Annotated in this window: 14 protein-coding genes, 1 tRNA gene and 1 other RNA gene; 8 read left to right on the top strand and 8 right to left on the bottom strand. The window is 59.5% G+C overall.

Annotated elements, in window-relative coordinates; translation table 11 throughout:
* The first annotated feature begins 57 nt into the window (after window positions 1-57).
* A complete protein-coding gene (locus tag GSVR_RS00145) occupies window positions 58-1,473 on the top strand; it encodes a peptidylprolyl isomerase (protein ID WP_239077414.1) in 1,416 nt (471 codons plus the stop codon).
* 112 nt (window positions 1,474-1,585) lie between these two features.
* Here the strand turns inward: GSVR_RS00145 and GSVR_RS00150 are convergent, their stop codons facing one another.
* The 7 genes from GSVR_RS00150 to GSVR_RS00180 all read right to left on the bottom strand — a co-directional run bounded on the left by GSVR_RS00150 (window position 1,586) and on the right by GSVR_RS00180 (window position 9,049).
* On the bottom strand, window positions 1,586-2,323 hold the full coding sequence (locus GSVR_RS00150; protein WP_173197980.1) for a response regulator: 738 nt from the start codon (window positions 2,321-2,323) through the stop codon (window positions 1,586-1,588).
* Window positions 2,324-2,454: 131 nt separating this feature from the next.
* Window positions 2,455-3,921 (bottom strand): D-glycero-beta-D-manno-heptose-7-phosphate kinase, encoded by a 1,467-nt coding sequence (gene rfaE1 / locus GSVR_RS00155; RefSeq protein ID WP_173197982.1) that lies wholly within the window; start codon window positions 3,919-3,921, stop codon window positions 2,455-2,457.
* 58 nt (window positions 3,922-3,979) lie between these two features.
* Window positions 3,980-4,927: a hypothetical protein gene (locus GSVR_RS00160; RefSeq protein ID WP_173197984.1), complete on the bottom strand. Its 948-nt coding sequence runs from the start codon at window positions 4,925-4,927 to the stop codon at window positions 3,980-3,982.
* 42 nt (window positions 4,928-4,969) lie between these two features.
* Window positions 4,970-5,542 carry a D-sedoheptulose 7-phosphate isomerase gene (gmhA, locus tag GSVR_RS00165; protein WP_173197986.1) on the bottom strand — a complete coding sequence of 191 codons (573 nt, stop codon included), beginning with the start codon at window positions 5,540-5,542 and terminating at the stop codon, window positions 4,970-4,972.
* Window positions 5,543-5,552: 10 nt separating this feature from the next.
* Window positions 5,553-6,692 (bottom strand): glycosyltransferase, encoded by a 1,140-nt coding sequence (locus tag GSVR_RS00170; protein ID WP_173197988.1) that lies wholly within the window; start codon window positions 6,690-6,692, stop codon window positions 5,553-5,555.
* Window positions 6,693-6,750: 58 nt separating this feature from the next.
* The gene (locus GSVR_RS00175; protein ID WP_173197990.1) at window positions 6,751-7,794 is read right to left on the bottom strand and encodes a rod shape-determining protein; all 1,044 of its coding nucleotides are present in this window, start codon (window positions 7,792-7,794) and stop codon (window positions 6,751-6,753) included.
* A 187-nt stretch (window positions 7,795-7,981) separates the two neighbouring features.
* Entirely contained in the window at window positions 7,982-9,049 is a 1,068-nt protein-coding gene (locus tag GSVR_RS00180) for a sensor histidine kinase (protein WP_173197992.1), read from the bottom strand.
* A 189-nt stretch (window positions 9,050-9,238) separates the two neighbouring features.
* On the opposite strand from GSVR_RS00180, the gene ileS reads away from it, so the two are divergent.
* Entirely contained in the window at window positions 9,239-12,013 is a 2,775-nt protein-coding gene (gene ileS / locus GSVR_RS00185) for an isoleucine--tRNA ligase (protein ID WP_173197994.1), read from the top strand.
* 2 nt (window positions 12,014-12,015) lie between these two features.
* Window positions 12,016-12,495 carry a signal peptidase II gene (gene lspA / locus GSVR_RS00190; RefSeq protein ID WP_173197996.1) on the top strand — a complete coding sequence of 160 codons (480 nt, stop codon included), beginning with the start codon at window positions 12,016-12,018 and terminating at the stop codon, window positions 12,493-12,495.
* A gap of 208 nt (window positions 12,496-12,703) precedes the next feature.
* On the opposite strand, the gene GSVR_RS00195 is transcribed toward lspA, so the two are convergent.
* Window positions 12,704-13,429: a hypothetical protein gene (locus tag GSVR_RS00195; RefSeq protein WP_173197998.1), complete on the bottom strand. Its 726-nt coding sequence runs from the start codon at window positions 13,427-13,429 to the stop codon at window positions 12,704-12,706.
* Between the two features lie 293 nt (window positions 13,430-13,722).
* Here GSVR_RS00195 and GSVR_RS00200 point away from each other — a divergent pair.
* From GSVR_RS00200 to recR, 5 genes are all read left to right on the top strand, one after another.
* A tRNA-Ser gene (locus GSVR_RS00200) sits at window positions 13,723-13,813 on the top strand.
* Window positions 13,814-13,903: 90 nt separating this feature from the next.
* An RNA gene (ffs, locus tag GSVR_RS00205) (signal recognition particle sRNA small type) lies at window positions 13,904-14,002 on the top strand.
* 111 nt (window positions 14,003-14,113) lie between these two features.
* The gene (gene dnaX / locus GSVR_RS00210; protein ID WP_173198000.1) at window positions 14,114-15,871 is read left to right on the top strand and encodes a DNA polymerase III subunit gamma/tau; all 1,758 of its coding nucleotides are present in this window, start codon (window positions 14,114-14,116) and stop codon (window positions 15,869-15,871) included.
* Window positions 15,872-15,945: 74 nt separating this feature from the next.
* Window positions 15,946-16,260 carry a YbaB/EbfC family nucleoid-associated protein gene (locus tag GSVR_RS00215; protein WP_173198002.1) on the top strand — a complete coding sequence of 105 codons (315 nt, stop codon included), beginning with the start codon at window positions 15,946-15,948 and terminating at the stop codon, window positions 16,258-16,260.
* A 269-nt stretch (window positions 16,261-16,529) separates the two neighbouring features.
* Window positions 16,530-17,123 carry a recombination mediator RecR gene (recR, locus tag GSVR_RS00220; protein ID WP_173198004.1) on the top strand — a complete coding sequence of 198 codons (594 nt, stop codon included), beginning with the start codon at window positions 16,530-16,532 and terminating at the stop codon, window positions 17,121-17,123.
* Window positions 17,124-17,151 lie beyond the last annotated feature (28 nt).

The following is a 17,151-nucleotide window of genomic DNA, read 5'->3' on the forward strand; positions in this document are numbered from 1 at the left end:
GCCTTTCCGGTTTTTTCGTTGTCTTACATGTGTATCCCAAACAGGAAAGAATCGCCTATGAAACGATCACTTTTCAGTCTGCTGGTTGTTTGCTGCTGCCTGCCGCTTGTCGGCGGCTGCGCGACCCAAGATGAAAGCCTGAGTACGGAGCAATACTTGGCCCGCATGGATAAGGCCATTGCGAGTATGTCGTCCGGAAAATCGGCGGCTGCTGCCAAAACGGAGAAAAAACCATCTGCAACGCCGGCGCAGGTTGAGCAGACTCCGGTGGCCGCGGCCTCGAGCACTGCCCCCGCCAGTGTCACGGCGGCGGTGGAGAAACCTGCAGCAGCGCCGGCCAAGGCCGATCAGACTCCTTTAGTTGCGGCCCCGACTGTTGCCCCCGCCAAGGTTGCGGTAGCGGCGGAAAAACCGGTCTCAGCGTCAACCGAGGCTGTACCCGTACAGGTTCCGGCGACTCCTGCCGCCGCTCCCGCCAAGGCCGAGCAGGCTCTGGCAACGGTTGTGCCCCCTTCCGCACCGAAGAAGGAGCAGGCCGCACCTGCGGCGCCTGCTCAGGGCACGCTGGTCAACGCCATTGTCGCCGTGGTAAATGACGAGATCATCACCCGCAACGAAGTAATGCGCGAAGCCCAGCCGGCCATTCGCGAGGCAGAGAAGAAGTCTGCCCTGGATGATGCCGGCCGCAGCACGATTCGCCACAATGCGCTGAATGCGCTGATTGAAAAAAAATTGGTCGAGCAGAAGATCAAAGAACTGAATATCAAGGTCACCGATGAAGACATCCGCTTGTCGATCGATGATGTAAAAAAGCAGAACGGTCTGACCCAGGAAGCGCTGGTGACGGCCCTGGCCGGCCAGGGGCTCTCCTTTGAGCAGTATCGCAGCCAACTGCAGGAGCAGATCGAGAAACTGAAGCTGGTCAGCATGGAAGTGCGTTCAAAGATCCATGTCAGCGAAACGGAGATGCGCGAGTACTACGAGGCCAATCATGCCAAGTACAGCGAGGAGGAGACCTTCCGGGCGCGCCATATCTTTTTCCGTACCAGTGAAAAACTGCCGGCCGAGGATATCAAGAGCACCATGGCCACAGCCCTGATGGTACTGGCGGAAGCAAAGAGCGGCAAAGACTTTGCCGAGCTTGCCAAAACCTATTCCCAGGACCCTGCCGCCAAAAAGGATGGCGGCGACCTGGGGCGGTTCAAGAAGGGGGATATGCAGCCTGAACTGGAGCAGGCCATCATGGCTCTGAAGCCGGGGGGGGTGAGCGAACTGGTTCATACCTCTGCCGGGCTGCACATCATCAAGCTGGAGGAGCGTGACAACGGCAAACTGAAGCCGTTCGAGAGCGTGCGGGCCGACATTGAAGAGACGCTCTACCGCAACAAGTCGGAGGAGCGCTTCAGCCAGTGGGCCAAGGACCTTCGTGCCAAGGCCAGCGTGGAGATCAAGAACCTGGCAGGGGTGATGTAGTCCTCATCGGAAGTTCTCACCTGCAGAAGCTGAAGAACGGCCCAAAAAAAGAAAGCGGTTCATCCATTGTGACACGGATGAACCGCTTTCGTGTTTGAGCGCGGAGCCGGCGTTATTCCCGTCGTCGCAGGTAGCCCAGAAATTCCTCGCAGGTAAGTTCCTTTTTCCTGACCAGGTGCGCGATCTCCCTGCTGATAGCAGCCTTCTCCCCCTCCTTCATGTCCTCTTTGAGCAGCATGAACATCGGTGTGTTTTTGCTGTAGGGGTAATGCCGGAACTTTTCGAGCAGCTCAAAGGCCGACATGTCCGGGAGCATCAGGCTGCAAAAGGAAAAATACTTGGGGCTAATGGAGGTAAGAGCAAGGGCCTCTTTGCCGGTATAGGCACTGACCACGTCGAAACCGGCCGCAGCCACTGCCTTGGCCACCTGTTCCTCGCCGTTGGAGGAAACCAGCAGCACCTGCAGGTCCCAGGTCTCGGCCTCTTCGGTCAAACCGTAGATCGACAGGCGCTCCAGCAGGTAGCGGTTATCTACGGGAAGGGTGAAAAAACCGCCTACGGGAAAGACCCCGCCGACCGTACCGGTTTCGCTCAGGAAGACCGGCAGTATCGGAATATTGCGGATGGCGGGATCGCTTTTGATCTGCAGCAGCAGCCCCCAGCCGTCTTCCGAGAAGGGAGATATGTCCAGCACGATACCGAGGGGGCGGCCGGTCGAGAGCCGATCGATCTGTTCCAGCCGGCAACGATATCCACCTGCTTCCAGATAGGAGCAGATCTGCGTCTCCCGTCCGGTGCCGGCTTTCAGACCCAGAACCCACAATTCCCGAGCGTTGGTCTCCAGTGCCATAGGTCTGCTCCTGTCCGTTGGTTTTAGTACTCAGCTCATACCAGATTTACCGTCTAAAAACCATCACAAATAGAACCGTGATTCATCGTGTAACGCAGAGGCAGCCTGAAATGCGGCACACTTCATCTTGATTATGCGTACCGCTCCAGTATCCGCTCGATGATGCCGGTGGTGGATTTGCCGTCCACGAAGGTGACCAGTTCGACGTGGCCTCCGCAGGCTTCGACCACCTCCCGTCCCACTACCCCTTCCGGCGTATAGTCGCCCCCTTTGACAAGGATCTGCGGCTGGAGGGCGGTGATCAGCTCCAGCGGAGTGTCCTCGTCGAACAATACGACATAGTCGATGCAGTCCAGCGCCGCCAGGATGTGGGCGCGTTCCTCTTCACCGATCAAGGGGCGCTTCTCCCCCTTCAGGCGTCGCACTGACGCGTCACTGTTGAGCCCCAGCACCAGCAGGTCTCCCAGGCTGCGCGCCTTCTGCAGGTATTTGACATGTCCGGCATGCAGCAGATCGAAGCAGCCGTTGGTGAAAACGACCTTTTTCCCGCGTGCCCTTTCGGCCGCTATCAGGGCGGCCAGTACGTCGCGATTCTTGATCTTCGAATCGCTGTCGCTGTGGGTCAGCGCCACCGCGTTGATGATCTCGGCCGGAGTGACTGTTGATGTTCCCAGTTTACCAACTGCTATGCCGCCGGCAATATTGGCCAGGACGGCAGCCTCAGAAAGTTGCAGGCCTGCCGCCATGCCGATGGCCAGCGAGGCGAGCACCGTATCCCCCGCACCGGAGACGTCAAAGACTTCGCGGGCCACCGTGGGGATATGCACCGGGTCGGCCGTGCGCGAGAACAGCGACATGCCCTCCTCGCTGCGGGTGATCAGGAGGTGTTCCAGGCCGGCGTTGGTCATGATGGTATCAGCAGCCCGGGCAAGCGAGTCCAGGTCGTTGATGGCGACTCCCGAGGCGGTTTCGGCCTCCTTGCGGTTGGGGGTCAGGATGGTGACGCCGCAATAACGGCGGTAGTCGTTGCCCTTGGGATCGACCAGCACCGGTATGCCGGCCGGGCGTGCAGCCGCAACAACCGCTTCGATCACCTGCGGGGTCAGCACCCCCTTGAGGTAGTCCGAGAGCAGGATCACCCCGAATCCGCCGGCATTGGCCGCAATCCAGTCGCACACCTGCCGCTCGATTGCACAGGAGAGCGGTTCGCGCGATTCCCGGTCGATCCTGACGATCTGCTGATGGGCGGCCACCACACGCGTCTTGCGGCTGGTGCGCCGGGCGGGGTCGCGGAAAATGGCGCCGGTGGCGAATCCCTGCCGCGTGAATGCTTCAAGCAGCGCACCGCCGTTGTCGTCCTCCCCCACTACCGAGCAGACCGTTACCCCGGCTCCCAGGCAGACCAGATTGTTGACGACATTCCCGGCCCCTCCGAGGCGCAGTTCCTCCCGCAGTATGTCCACCACCTGCACCGGAGCCTCGGGGGAGATGCGTTCCGCCCTGCCCCACAGGTACTCGTCCAGCATCAGGTCTCCGATAACCAGGCAGCGGATCTCCCCCACCCGGTTGAAAAGCGACTCGATTGTCTTTCTGTCCATTGAATTACCCCAGTCGGCCGAGGTTGCTATTGAGGCGAACACTTCCTGACCTCATCATCTACCTCAACCGATCCAAAATTGCCGCTGCCAGAAGCGGGATCATGATTTCGTGGTGGCCGGTAATCGTCAGACCGCGACTGTCTCCGGCGGTCGGGCGTTTGACGACGTTCTGCAAGGGACGGTAATGCTGGGTCATATCGAAGTTGGCGGTGGTAAAATGATCGACATGGTGTCCCATGTTCTGGGCGATCGAGAGGGCCTTGAGAAAGACCTCCGGCATGATGACGGCACTGCCGATGTTGAGGAACACGCCGCCATTGCCGAGGGTGGCCACCACGGCGGTGAACAGCCTGAAGTCGGTGAAAGTCGCTTCGCCCAGTACGGCGCCGTCACAGTCGGGGTGCTGATGGATGATATCCGTGCCCACAGCTGCATGCACCGTGGCCGGTATGCCCTTTTCGTGGCAGCAGGCCAACAGGCTGAATTCCCGGTGGGGATTGTCGTTGTCGACGATGAAGCGTCCCAGTGCCCGACCATACCCGAGACCCTCGGGCAAGCCGGCCTTAAGAGCCCGGTTGATGTCGCGCCCGGTCTCCTCGGCCATGCCGAACGTTCCGCAATGCAGTACCGCACCGACATCCTCGCTGGTTTCCCCGATCAGCGATATCTCGTAATCATGGATGGAGGCCGAACCGTTCATGGCAACGGCGGTGATGACATCCGCCTCGATCAGCCGTTTCAGAACCGGCTGCAGGCCGCATTTTACCACATGCCCGCCGATGGCGATCACCACCGGCCTGCCCTTTTCGCGGGCGGAAACCACCGTCTCGACGACTGCTTTGAAGCTTTCGCCTCCCAACTGATGCGGCAGGGCCGCTACCAGGGAGGCAACGCTCATCCCGGCCGTGATGTCCCCGGCAAAATCACGTGCAATGGATACCTTGTTCCTGCGTTCGGCAATGGGATAGGTTTTGACCCCGGAAAGATCGATGGGCTGGATTTTCATGTAATGAATACCTTTCGTAAAAACCCGGCAATCTGGTTCGAATTACTGCGCGAACAGCGCCTTCTCAACCAGATCGCAGACGATGTGGATGACGGTGATGTGTCCCTCTTGAATGCGGGGCGTATCCTGGGCGGGAATGATCAGTGCCAGGTCGCACAGTTCCCTGATGCTGCCGCCGTCCTTGCCCAACAACCCCACGGTGCGGCAGCCGCGGCTGCGGGCCAGCTCCAGCGCCCGGGAGACATTGGGAGAGTTGCCGCTGGTGGAGAGGCCGATCACCACGTCGCCGGCCGCGGCCAATGCCTCGATCTGGCGGCTGAATACGCTGTCAAACCCGTAGTCGTTGCCGAGGGCGGTCAGGATGGAGGTGTCGGTGGAAAGCGCCACAGCCGGAAGCGCCCTGCGCTCCATTTTGAAGCGCCCCACTATCTCGGCGGCAAAGTGCTGCGAGTCTGCCGCAGAGCCCCCATTGCCCATCACCAGCAGTTTATTCCCGTTCATAAAGGCCCGCGTCAGCAGTTCGGCCAGTTCTGAAATCTGCGGCGACAGATCGCGCTCAATCAGCGCAAATACCGCCTGGTGGGCCTGCAATTGTTCTCTTACCTGCTGTAGCATGCCTTCCTCCTTAGAAGCCGTTTCTGCCGTCGCCGGCATCAGCCTGGTCCGATATTTCCCCGCCGCATCGAGCCATTCCGGCCACGGCTGCAGCCATTTCGTCAAATGTTATCGCAGGGGCTGAATCCGGAAAAGAGTCCCGGTCCATTGCCCGCACCGCTATGATCCCCTGGTCCAGGTCCAGCAATTCGGCCATCCGCTTGTGCAGCGCGCGCTGCGGTGAGAACAGCGGCAGGGGCTGCAGCTCGACGGCGGTGTGCAGGTGACTCCAGCCCTTGCGCCGGAATTCCGCATATTGACGGCGATGCAGGAAAAGCGTGAAGCGATGACCCTGGCGGGCTCCCTCCAGAATGGTCTCGATCATTCCGGCCAGGCTGTCGGCACCTGGCGCCTGTCCGAAATAGATCGCATAGTGGCAGGCAGTGCCCCAGCGCTGTCGGTAGCAGTCACTGCTGCTGCGGGTCCGTTCCAGCAGGCGTTCTCTTGAACCGTAGACGGTTTCCACCGCGTAGTCAAGGGTGGTGCCGGAGTAGAGGGAGGTGCGGTATCCCTTGCTCCAGGCGCGGCGGACATAATCCCGCAGGCACCATTCGCCGCCGTCCAATTGCTCGTCGAATCCCCCCAGCAGCCGGTGCATGTCTCCCTTGAGCACCAGGGCAGAAAAGGAGATGCCGAAGGTCTCGATTACCGAAGAGCCGCGACGAACCGGTGGGCTCTGGGGGGCGCCCGTGCCCCTGAAACGGGGAGAGGCGATTCCCCCCTGGGCTGCTTCCAGGAGTCCGGTCAGCCAGCCGGCATGCACTCGTACCTGCGGACGCAGGATCACGGCATAGTCGCTGTCCGATCGGGATAACCCCAGATTGATGGCCGGTACGAGTCCGAGATTGCGTTGCGAAGTGATGAACAGGGCCCGCTCGCCGAGCGGCTCTGAAAACTCCTCCAGCATCAGCTCAGTCTCGCGGCTGCTGGCGTTGTCAACGACGATCAGGCGTGCTCCGGGGGAGTGGGTCAGAACGGAGGAAAGACAGGCCCTCGTCTCGAACGGGTGATTCCAGACCGTGACGATTATATCGATGGTGGGAGAAGGCATAGAATTAAAGAAAGATATGCAATGGGGATTGGATGCTTCTTGTCCTGCGGGGCAGAGCATGCGCCCGGCCCCGCAGGGTGAAATTGATGGTATGCAGCCCGACTTGAAAAGAGCGGCACTAGGAGGTGATGGAGACGCGGCGCAGCAGGTCGAGCTCGTCCAGCACCTTTCCGGAACCCAGGACGACGCAGTCCAGCGGATTCTCGGCAATCAATACCGGCACCTTGGTTACCTCGCGCAGCAGCATGTCCAGATTGCGCAGCAGGGCGCCACCGCCGGCCAGGAAAATGCCCTTGTCGACGATGTCGGCCGCCAGTTCGGGAGGGGTTTTCTCAAGGCAGATACGCACCGTGTCGACGATGGAATTGACCGCTTCTTTCAGGGCTTCGCGGATTTCGTCCGAATTTACCTCGATCGTCTTGGGAATGCCCGATACCAGGTCGCGCCCCTTGACCTGCTTGGTCAGGACCTCGGGACCGGGATAGGCCTCGCCGATATCGATCTTGATCGACTCGGCCATGCGCTCACCGATCTGCAGGTTGTATTTTTTGCGGATGTACTGGACGATCGCTTCGTCCATCTTGTCCCCCCCCATGCGGGTGGACTGGGCATAGACTATACCGGCCAGGGAGATGACCGCCACTTCGGTGGTGCCGCCCCCGATATCGACGATCATGTTGCCCGAAGCTTCGATGATCGGCAGGCCCGCTCCGATGGCTGCAGCCATCGGCTCCTCGATCAGATACACTTCACGGGCGCCGGCCGATTCCGCAGATTCCTTGACGGCGCGTTTCTCCACCTGGGTGATGCCGGACGGAACGCAGATTACGATGCGGGGGCGCACCAGGGTCTTGCGGTTGTGCACCTTGTGGATGAAATAGCGCAGCATCTCCTCGGTGATGTCGAAGTCGGCAATGACGCCGTCCTTCATGGGGCGGATGGCGGTAATCGATCCCGGTGTACGGCCCAGCATCAGTTTGGCCTCCATGCCGACCTTGAGCACCATCTGGCGGCCGTTGGGCATCTTCTGGACGGCCACGACCGACGGTTCGCGCACCACGATCCCCTTGCCCCTCAGGTAGACCAGGGTATTGGCGGTTCCCAGGTCGATGGCCAGATCGTTGGAAAAAAAGCCGAACAGGTAATCGAATATCTTGAGCATTTTTCTGCGGTCCTTTCGAGTAAAGCTGGTGAAAATGAAAAGGAAAGGTTACCAGAGTGAATCTGCAATTGCAAGGAGGAAAGGAGCCCATTTCATCTGCGAAAGTCGCAGAAAGAACAGCGCGTGGATGGGCGCCGCTCAGCACGGTTGTGCAGGGTGCTTCCAATCGAGCAGGAAGTCCGCTGTGCTACAGCTCGATAACGAATTCTGCCCCATCCCCGACGTTGCGGGCGGTAAGGGCTCCCCCCATATGTTTCTCGATGATCACTCTGGACATGTACAGACCGATACCGGTGCCCCTGCCCGGCGTCTTGGTCGTGAAATATTGGTCAAAGATCCTCGGCAGCACCTCTGACGGTATGCCGCCGGCATTATCCCGTATGATGACCACTGCCCTGCCCTGCAGGGAGCGGATCGAAACCGTGATCAGCGGCTGCCTGACGTTCCGCTCCAGGATGATGTCCCTGGCATTGTTCAGAATGTTCAGCATCACCTGGGCAAATTCGTTGGGGTAGCCCTCGGCGGTCACCTCCCCTTCCGCCTCCAGCTTCCACTCGATATTGCTGTTCTTCAGCACGGCCGCCACGAAATCCAGCGATTTCCGGACCAGGCTGTTGACCGGCATCCGGACACTGTTCTTGTCATGACGGAAGAAATTACTGAAATCGTCGATGGTGCGGGACATGAAGAGAATGGTATCCATTGCCTCGCGAACCATGGTGCGGATCGTATCGGCAGACAGTTCGCCGGCCTGTGCCATCAGATGCATGTTCTGTACCAGCAAGCCCAGGTTGTTGAGTGGCTGGCGCCACTGATGGGCGATGCTGTTTATCATTTCACCCATGATGGCCAGGCGCCCCTGCTGAATCAGCAGCTCGTCCTTCCGGCGCAGTTCCTCTTCCACCTGATACACGCGCTGTTCCAGGGAGAGGTTGATTTCTTCCAGGTGCTGCTTCGAGGGGGATTTGTCACGTTCGTCCTTTTCCGGTACGGATCTGCTCTCTGCCAGTCTGCAGGATAGCAGTCTCAGTAGAAGCATTCCCAGCACCCAGAGCGCACAATGGATCGCGCCTTCCTGCAGCACCTGTGCGTAGATGACCTGCTTCAGGACGGAAAAGGACATGAGTATCTGGTGCAGGTGATAGTGCCAGCAGAACGAAGCGGTGATCGAAACCGTCCAGATGGCGGCCAAGGTCCAGATGATGGCCGGCATGTGGCGATCGTGGCTGTTCTGCAATGTCAGGAGGTGTGGCATGCCATGCTCCGTTCGAGTCTGCTTCGGGCGGGAAAGTACCATATTTTTTTGTAACTTAAAATTACATCATTCTAATTTTTTCCTTGAGCAGGTCTGAGGTCGCCTGAAACAGGTGGCATCCTTGACATTTCGCGTCTGTCTCTGTAATTTAATTCAGTTTTGCAGCCATGCCGGCCGAGGAGAAGTTCGATGGAATACAAAGACACACTCAATCTGCCCCAGACTGATTTCCCGATGAAGGCCAACCTGCCCCAGCGGGAGCCGCAGATGCTCGCGCAGTGGGAGGAGGGCGGCCTTTATGCAAAAATGGAGGCGGCAGGACAGAGCAGGCCGCTGTATGTGCTGCACGACGGCCCCCCCTATGCCAACGGCCATATCCATATCGGCCATGCCCTGAACAAGACCCTCAAGGATTTCGTACTCAAGGTCAAACGTATGGAAGGCTTCCACGCCCCCTACGTGCCGGGCTGGGACTGCCACGGACTGCCGATCGAGCTGCAGGTGGAGAAGAATCTCGGCTCCAAGAAACACCAGGTCAGCAAGCTGGAGATGCGCAAGCTGTGCCGGGAGTATGCCGCCAAGTTTGTGGATATCCAGCGCGAGGAATTCAAGCGCCTGGGTGTGCTGGGGGACTGGGAGCAGCCTTACCTGACGATGAATTACGAGTACGAGGGGCTGACGGCCGCAGAACTGGCCAAATTCGCTCACAATGGCGGGCTGTACCGCGGCCGCAAACCGGTGCACTGGTGTTCCTCCTGCGTGACCGCCCTGGCCGAGGCCGAAGTGGAGTACGCCGACCATACCTCCCCCTCCATTTATGTACGTTTCCGGATCCAGGACGATCTCTCGGCAGCGATTCCCGCACTGGCCGGCAAAGAGGTGTATGTCGTCATCTGGACCACCACCCCCTGGACCATCCCGGCCAACCTGGCCGTGGCACTGCACCCGGAATATGAGTACGTGGCCCTGGAAACCGAAAAGGGTGTCCTGATCGTGGCCGAGGGGCTGAAAGACGCTTTCCTGGCGGCCACCGGGCTCACCGGCCGGGTGATCGCCGCCTTTTCCGCCACACTGCTGGAGCGCAAGCGCGCCAAACACCCCTTCTACGACCGCGATTCGATCATCCTGCTGGGCGAGCATGTCACCCTGGAGGCCGGCACCGGCTGCGTGCATACCGCCCCCGGTCATGGACAGGAGGACTACGAACTGGCCCTAAAAGAGGGGTTGGAGATCTACAATCCGGTCGACAACCACGGCAAGTACCTGCCGACGGTGGAGTTCTTCGGCGGCCAGTCCGTTTTTGCTGCCAACCAGAACGTGATCGACAAGCTGACCGAAGTGGGTGCCCTGTTGCATACCGCTGCCATCAGTCACTCCTATCCCCATTGCTGGCGCTGCAAAAAACCGATCATCTTCCGTGCCACGGAGCAGTGGTTCATCAGCATGCAGCAGAATGATCTGCGCCAAAAAGCCCTGCAGGAGATCGACCGGGTGCAGTGGATTCCCAAATGGGGGCGCGACAGGATCTACGGCATGATCGAAAACCGCCCCGACTGGTGTGTCTCACGCCAGCGCTCCTGGGGGGTACCGATCACCGCCTTCTCCTGCACCACCTGCGGGGAATACATCGCCGACGGCGCCCTGATGGACCATGTTGCGGCCATCTTCAAGGAGCACAGCTCCGACGTCTGGTTCGACTGGTCCGCGGAGCGGCTTCTGCCGGCCGGCACGGTCTGTCCGAAGTGCGGTGCCGCCACCTTTGAAAAGGAAAACGACATCCTGGATGTCTGGTTCGACTCGGGGGTTTCGCACGCTGCCGTACTGGAGCCGAACCCCAAGCTCGCCTCGCCGGCTGACCTGTACCTGGAGGGCAGCGACCAGCACCGCGGCTGGTTCCACTCGTCGCTGCTGGAGTCGGTTGGCTCGCGGGGTCGTGCCCCCTACCGGGGCGTATTGACCCACGGTTTCGCGCTGGATGGCCAGGGGCGCAAGATGAGCAAGTCCACCGGCAATGTGGTGGCTCCCGAGGATGTCATCAAGAAGTTCGGGGCCGATATCCTGCGCCTGTGGTGCGCGGCCCAGGACTACCGCGATGATATCCGCATCTCTGAGGTAATCCTGACCCGCGTTTCCGAGGCCTACCGCCGGATCCGCAACACCTGCCGCTACATCCTCGGCAACATCCATGATTTCGATCCCTCCACGCACATGGTCGCCTTTGAGGATATGCCGGAAATCGACCGCTGGGCCCTGCACCAGTTGGAACTGCTCAAGGAACGGGTACTGGGGGCCTACAAACGCTTCGAGTTCCATGTGATCTACCAGGATGTCAACGGCTTCTGCACCGTGGAAATGAGCGCCTTTTACCTGGATATCCTCAAGGACCGCATGTACACCGCACGGGCCGATTCGGCCGAGCGCCGCTCGGGGCAGACCGTGATGTACCTGATCCTCGACAGCCTGGTGCGGCTGATGGCACCGGTGCTCTCCTTCACAGCCGACGAGGTCTGGCGTTACATGCCGGGACGCGAGGTGGAGAGTGCCCACTTGGCCCTGTTCCCGGCCATGAACCCGGAATGGAAGAACGACGCCCTGGTGGCGCGCTGGGAGCGGATCATCAAGGTGCGGGCCGATGTCTCCAAGGCGCTGGAGCTGGCTCGGACGGCCAAGACCATCGGCCTCTCTCTGGATGCGGCCGTTACCATTGCCGCTCCAGCCGAACTGCTCGGCTTCCTGCAGGAGTATCAGGCCGATCTGCCGGGTATCTTCATTGTCTCCAAGGTGGATCTGGCAGAAGCGATCGATGGCGAGTGCTGGTCGTCGGAGAGCATCGAAGGTCTGAAGGTGCAGGTTGGTGCAGCGCCCGGCGGCAAGTGCGAGCGCTGCTGGTGCTATAGTGAACAGCTGGGCACGGATGCGGCCCATGCCGGCATCTGTCCGAAGTGCACTGCGGCGGTGGCGTAGCGATGCGGCGCTGGCAACTGTTCACGGTAATCGCCTCCGTCGGTTTGGTGCTCGACCAAGCCAGCAAACTGTACATCGACCGGGTCATGTCGTTGTACCAGTCGATCCCGGTGATCGACGGACTTTTCAACATCTTCTATATCCGCAACAAGGGGGCGGCTTTCAGTTTTCTTTCCCATGCCTCTTGGCGTGTGCCGTTTTTTATCGCGGTCTCGCTGGTGGCGTCATTGGTAATCGTGGTCGCCTTCGGAAGACTGCGCGACGATCAGCGTCTGGCCCAGGTTTCCCTGGCCATGATTTTTTCCGGTGCCGTCGGAAATTTGATCGACCGCATCCGGTTGGGTGAAGTCATCGATTTTCTGGATGTGTACTGGAAAACGCACCATTGGCCGGCATTCAACGTGGCCGATTCGTGTATTTGTGTCGGTGTGGCCCTGCTGGCGCTGGATATGATGCGGGAGGAGAGGCGGAAGAAGGCTTAGTAGGTTGTTGAAAAACAGCCGTCTCGCCGCCGTCCTCGAAAGCCCTCTTGTGCGGCGTAGCGCTGCTACGCCTCCGCAGGGCTTTCTGCGGGTGCGACGATCTGACTATTTTTGAACAACCTGAGTTTTTCAACAGTCTGCTGGACATGCGGGAAGATTGTTTCGAAGAGACGCCGGGAAAAGGCGTCTCTTTTTTTGTGCGACACTGTCAGATTGTCTCCAGCAGGCGTTCCATGCTCCGTGCCAGACCGGCTGCTGCCAGTCGGCTGTTGCGGGCCAGGCGCAGCAGCTGGGGAACGATGCCGGGGCGTCTGATGATGGTGGCAATGACCTTGATGATCCGGATGCGCTTGGTTTCATCGCAGAAGTCGTCGATGGAGAAGGCCAGTTCTTCATCCCACGGGTCGCTGATCGATCGGAGCCCGAGAAAGGGAATGCCCTGGGCGGCGGCCACCCGTGCCACGGCGGCGGTTTCCATCTCCACCACCGGATAGTTTGCGCCGGACGGCAGCAGGGGGAGCAGCGATGTTTTGTCGAGTATCGCGTCGCAGCTAATGAAGGTGCCGCACGGCAAGGAAAGCACCTCGGCCATGCTGTTGAGTCCGTAGAGCCCGACCGGCACCGCTTCGAATCCGTCTCCCACCCAGTGCAGCACCTGTCCGGCCATCACCACGTCCCCTACCGCCAGGCCGGGCAGGATGCCCCCTCCGAATCCGGTCGAGATCATCAGGTCAGGCCGCTGACCGGCTAGAGCCAATGCGCCCCAGCCTGCGTTGAGCATCCCCATGCCGGTTTCGATCAGCTCGATGTCATGTCCGGAGATTTGGCAGCGATACCGGTTTCGGCCGCTGACCCGTGATTTTTCACGGTGATGGGCCATTTTCAGCACAGCCGCGGTTTCTTCGGGCATGGCGGTGATAATTCCGATATTCATTGACAGGCTCCGGAGCGCTCAGCATCGAGGGGGACACTGACGGGATGTCGGTAACAGAGGCTGCAGATTACTATGATTTACCGGGTCCGTCCACGCACAATTACCTAATGTCTTCATGGTTGTGGCAAAAGTGTGACGTGGTGCAAACGGCCTGGCAGCGGCATTTCTTGTTCGTAGCGGGCAGGGGCGCCGCAGATGCGAGGGGGCAGCGTCCACTCCGGTTTCACACCAGCGCGGAAAATGAAACACTGGACAAACGCTCTCGCATATACTATATTTTCCATTCCCCTCGCGGAGAGATGTCCGAGCGGTTGAAGGAGCACGCCTGGAAAGCGTGTGTACGTTAATAGCGTACCGAGGGTTCGAATCCCTCTCTCTCCGCCATTTTCAAGATGCGATGCGCAGCTGCCGGCACCGGCAGGCTGTGATACCTGCGAAGCTGAAGCCTGCGCCGTCTTTGCAGACGGATATGATAGCCGGGTCCCGCGCAACTGCAGGCCGTGAACCCCGCCAGGTCCGGAAGGAAGCAACGGCAGCGGCCCCCGCTGTGTGCCGCGGGTAAACCCGGCTATCATATGCGCCTGCAAATGACGGCGCGTCTTTCTTATCCCGATGTCCGCACGACTCACCCTCTTCTTTCCCGTTCGGGACGTCGGGGCGACAGATGGCCTGTGAGGTTCCCTCTTGTCCAACGGCACGCATTATGAAGTCCTTGCCCGGAAGTACCGTCCCCAAACCTTTTCAGAACTGATCGGGCAGGAGCATGTCAGCCGCACCCTGCAGAACGCCATTGATTCGGGCCGCGTGGCGCATGCCTTCCTGTTTACCGGTGCCCGCGGAGTAGGCAAGACCAGTACCGCACGCATCCTGGCCAAAACCCTCAACTGCGAAAAGGGTCTCACCCACGAGCCCTGCAATGTCTGCCCGCTCTGCATCGAGATCACCAAAGGCACCTCCACCGACGTGTTCGAGATCGATGGCGCCTCCAATACCGGAGTCGACGACATCCGCGAACTGCGCGACAACATCAAGTACCTCCCCTCCCACAGCCGCTACAAGATCTTCATCATCGACGAAGTCCACATGCTTTCGAACAACGCCTTCAATGCCCTGCTGAAGACGCTGGAAGAGCCGCCGGAACACGTCAAGTTCATCTTTGCCACCACCGAACCGCACAAGCTGCCCATCACGATCCTGTCGCGCTGTCAGCGCTTCGATTTCAAACGGGTGAGCCTGACCAGGATTGTCGCCCGCTTGCGGCAGATCGCCGATGCGGAAGGCATCAGCGTCAGCGATACCGCCCTGACCCTGGTGGCGCGTAAGGGTGACGGCAGCATGCGCGATGCACAGACCGCCTTTGATCAGGTGCTGGCCTGCTGCGGCAGCAGCGTTGCCGACGAGGATGTGGTCACCCTGATCGGTGCGGTGGACCGGCGGCTTCTGGCCGATATGGCGCAGGCGCTCTTCCGGGGTGACACGCAAGGGGTGCTGGCCGGAGTGAAGACCGTCGACGGTGTCGGCTACAACATGCGCCAGTTCTGTCAGGAGCTGATCGAATATTTCCGGCACCTGCTGGTGATCTGCTCGGTCAAGCAACCCGAGGAGATCCTCGATCTGTCAGCTGCCGAACTGGATGAGTTCCGACGGCAGGCCGAAGGTTTTTCGGCCCTGGACATCCAGCGCCGCTTGACGCTGCTGATCAGGGCTGAAAGCGAAATGGCCCATGCCAGTTTCCCCCGGCTGATCCTGGAGATAGCGCTGCTGAAGGCTGCCACCCTGGAACCGGTGATTCCGATTCAGGAGCTCCTGGAGAAGGTCCGGTCGCTGGGTGCGACCGCTGTCCATGCTCCCCAGCTCCCCTGGGAAACCGAGCGTGGAGGAGGCGCATCCGTTGCCGAACAGCGCAGGCAGGAGCCCCGGCCGACCGAGCCCCCGCCCCGGCCATCGTCGGCACCGCCACCGCCGCCATCGTCGCCATCCTCGCCAGCATCCCCGGCATCCCCGGCATCCCCGGCACCAGCCCATACGGCGGCGTCTCCCGCGGGTGCTCTTTCGGGCTGGGAGGGATTCGTAGCGTTCGTGACCGAAAAGAATCCCCCTCTGGGATCGGTGCTGGAGCATGGCAGCCCGCTGAAGCGGGAGCCGGGACTGATGGAGATTGGGTTCCCGGCTGGCAGCTATTATCTGGCGAGCATTCAGGATGCCGCTTCGATCGCGGAATTGCGGGCATTGTCAAAGGCCTTTTCGGGCCAGGATGCAACGATCCGGATCAGTGCCATAAACATGGAAACGGGTGATGCGCCGCTGTCACTGATTGAAAAAAAAAAGTCTGAACACGAGCGGCGGCAGGAAGAGCTGAAGCAGGAAGTGGAACAGCATCCGGTGATCAACGAAGCGTTACGGATCTTCGGCGGGACCATTACGGATATCCGCGAAGCATGATACGGTACCGGGGGTAGTCGGCCGGTCCGTGTGGAAGCGATACAAGGTTTTTATTTCACTATCGGGAGGAAGCAATGTCAAAAGGTTTGGCAAGTATCATGAAGCAGGCCCAGATGATTCAGCAGAAGATGGCCAGATTGCAGGAGGAGGCATCCCTCAAAACAGCCGAGGCAACATCCGGCGGTGGCGCCGTGGCTGTGGTGGTTAACGGTAAGAATGAAATTCTTTCACTCTCAATAAAAAAGGAAGCGGTGGATCCGAACGACGTGGAGATGCTCCAGGACCTGATTATCGCTGCTGTCAACGAGGCTCTCAAGAAGGTTCATGCCGAGCTTTCCGAGGAGATGGGCAAAATCACCGGCGGTATGAACATTCCCGGCCTCTTCTGATCTGTTTTGCTGCAATGACAGGATATTAAGCCCTCTCGTCAATAATTTGTCCCCGCTCCCGTGTTATTTAGTTTGACTAAATGTTTTAGTTCGGCTAATAGGTGGTGCATTCGGGAGCGCGATAACAGCGGTATTGCGGCGGACAACAAAACGAGTTCCAAGGCACCTTCCACGGTTATCCGGTCATTGCAGCCCCTCCTGAAACGAGTCTCCATGCTTTTTAACCTCGCTATAATACATAAAAAATTGTTTTATTTGTCCCGGAAAGTATGTTAACTAAAGCCTCCTCGCTGTCACGTCTGGTAGGAGAACTGAAAAAATTGCCCGGAGTGGGTGAGCGTACGGCGCTGCGCCTGGCATTCCATCTGCTCAAAACTCCGCAGAACCTGACCTTGTTGGCGGAATCGCTGCTGGAGGTCCGCGCCAGGGTCCATGCCTGTTCCGTCTGTTTCGCCATTACCGAGGACGATCCCTGTGCAATCTGTTCCGGTAGCCGCGATACCGGCACCATCTGCGTGGTGGAGAATTCCCAGGATCTGATGGCCCTGGAACGGAGCAATGCCTACCAGGGGGTATACCATGTGCTGGAAGGCTGCATTTCGCCTCTGGCCGGCATCGGGCCGGCTGATCTGCGAATTGCCGAGCTCCTGGAACGTGTTGGGCGCGGCGGGGTCAGTGAAGTGGTGATCGCCACCAATTTCACGGTGGAGGGGGAAGCAACGGCCCTCTACCTGACCAAGGCGTTGAAGCCCCTCAACCTGAAAGTGTCCCGCCTGGCTCACGGAATTCCGCTGGGCAGCGATATAGAGTTTGTCGACGCAGCCACAGTGCAATGGGCCCTGCAGGGGCGCAACGAACTGTAACAACTTTCCTTGCGTAAAAGCGATCGGT

Source organism: Geobacter sp. SVR (assembly GCF_016865365.1).
In the GTDB taxonomy this organism is placed as follows: Bacteria; Desulfobacterota; Desulfuromonadia; order Geobacterales; family Pseudopelobacteraceae; genus Pelotalea.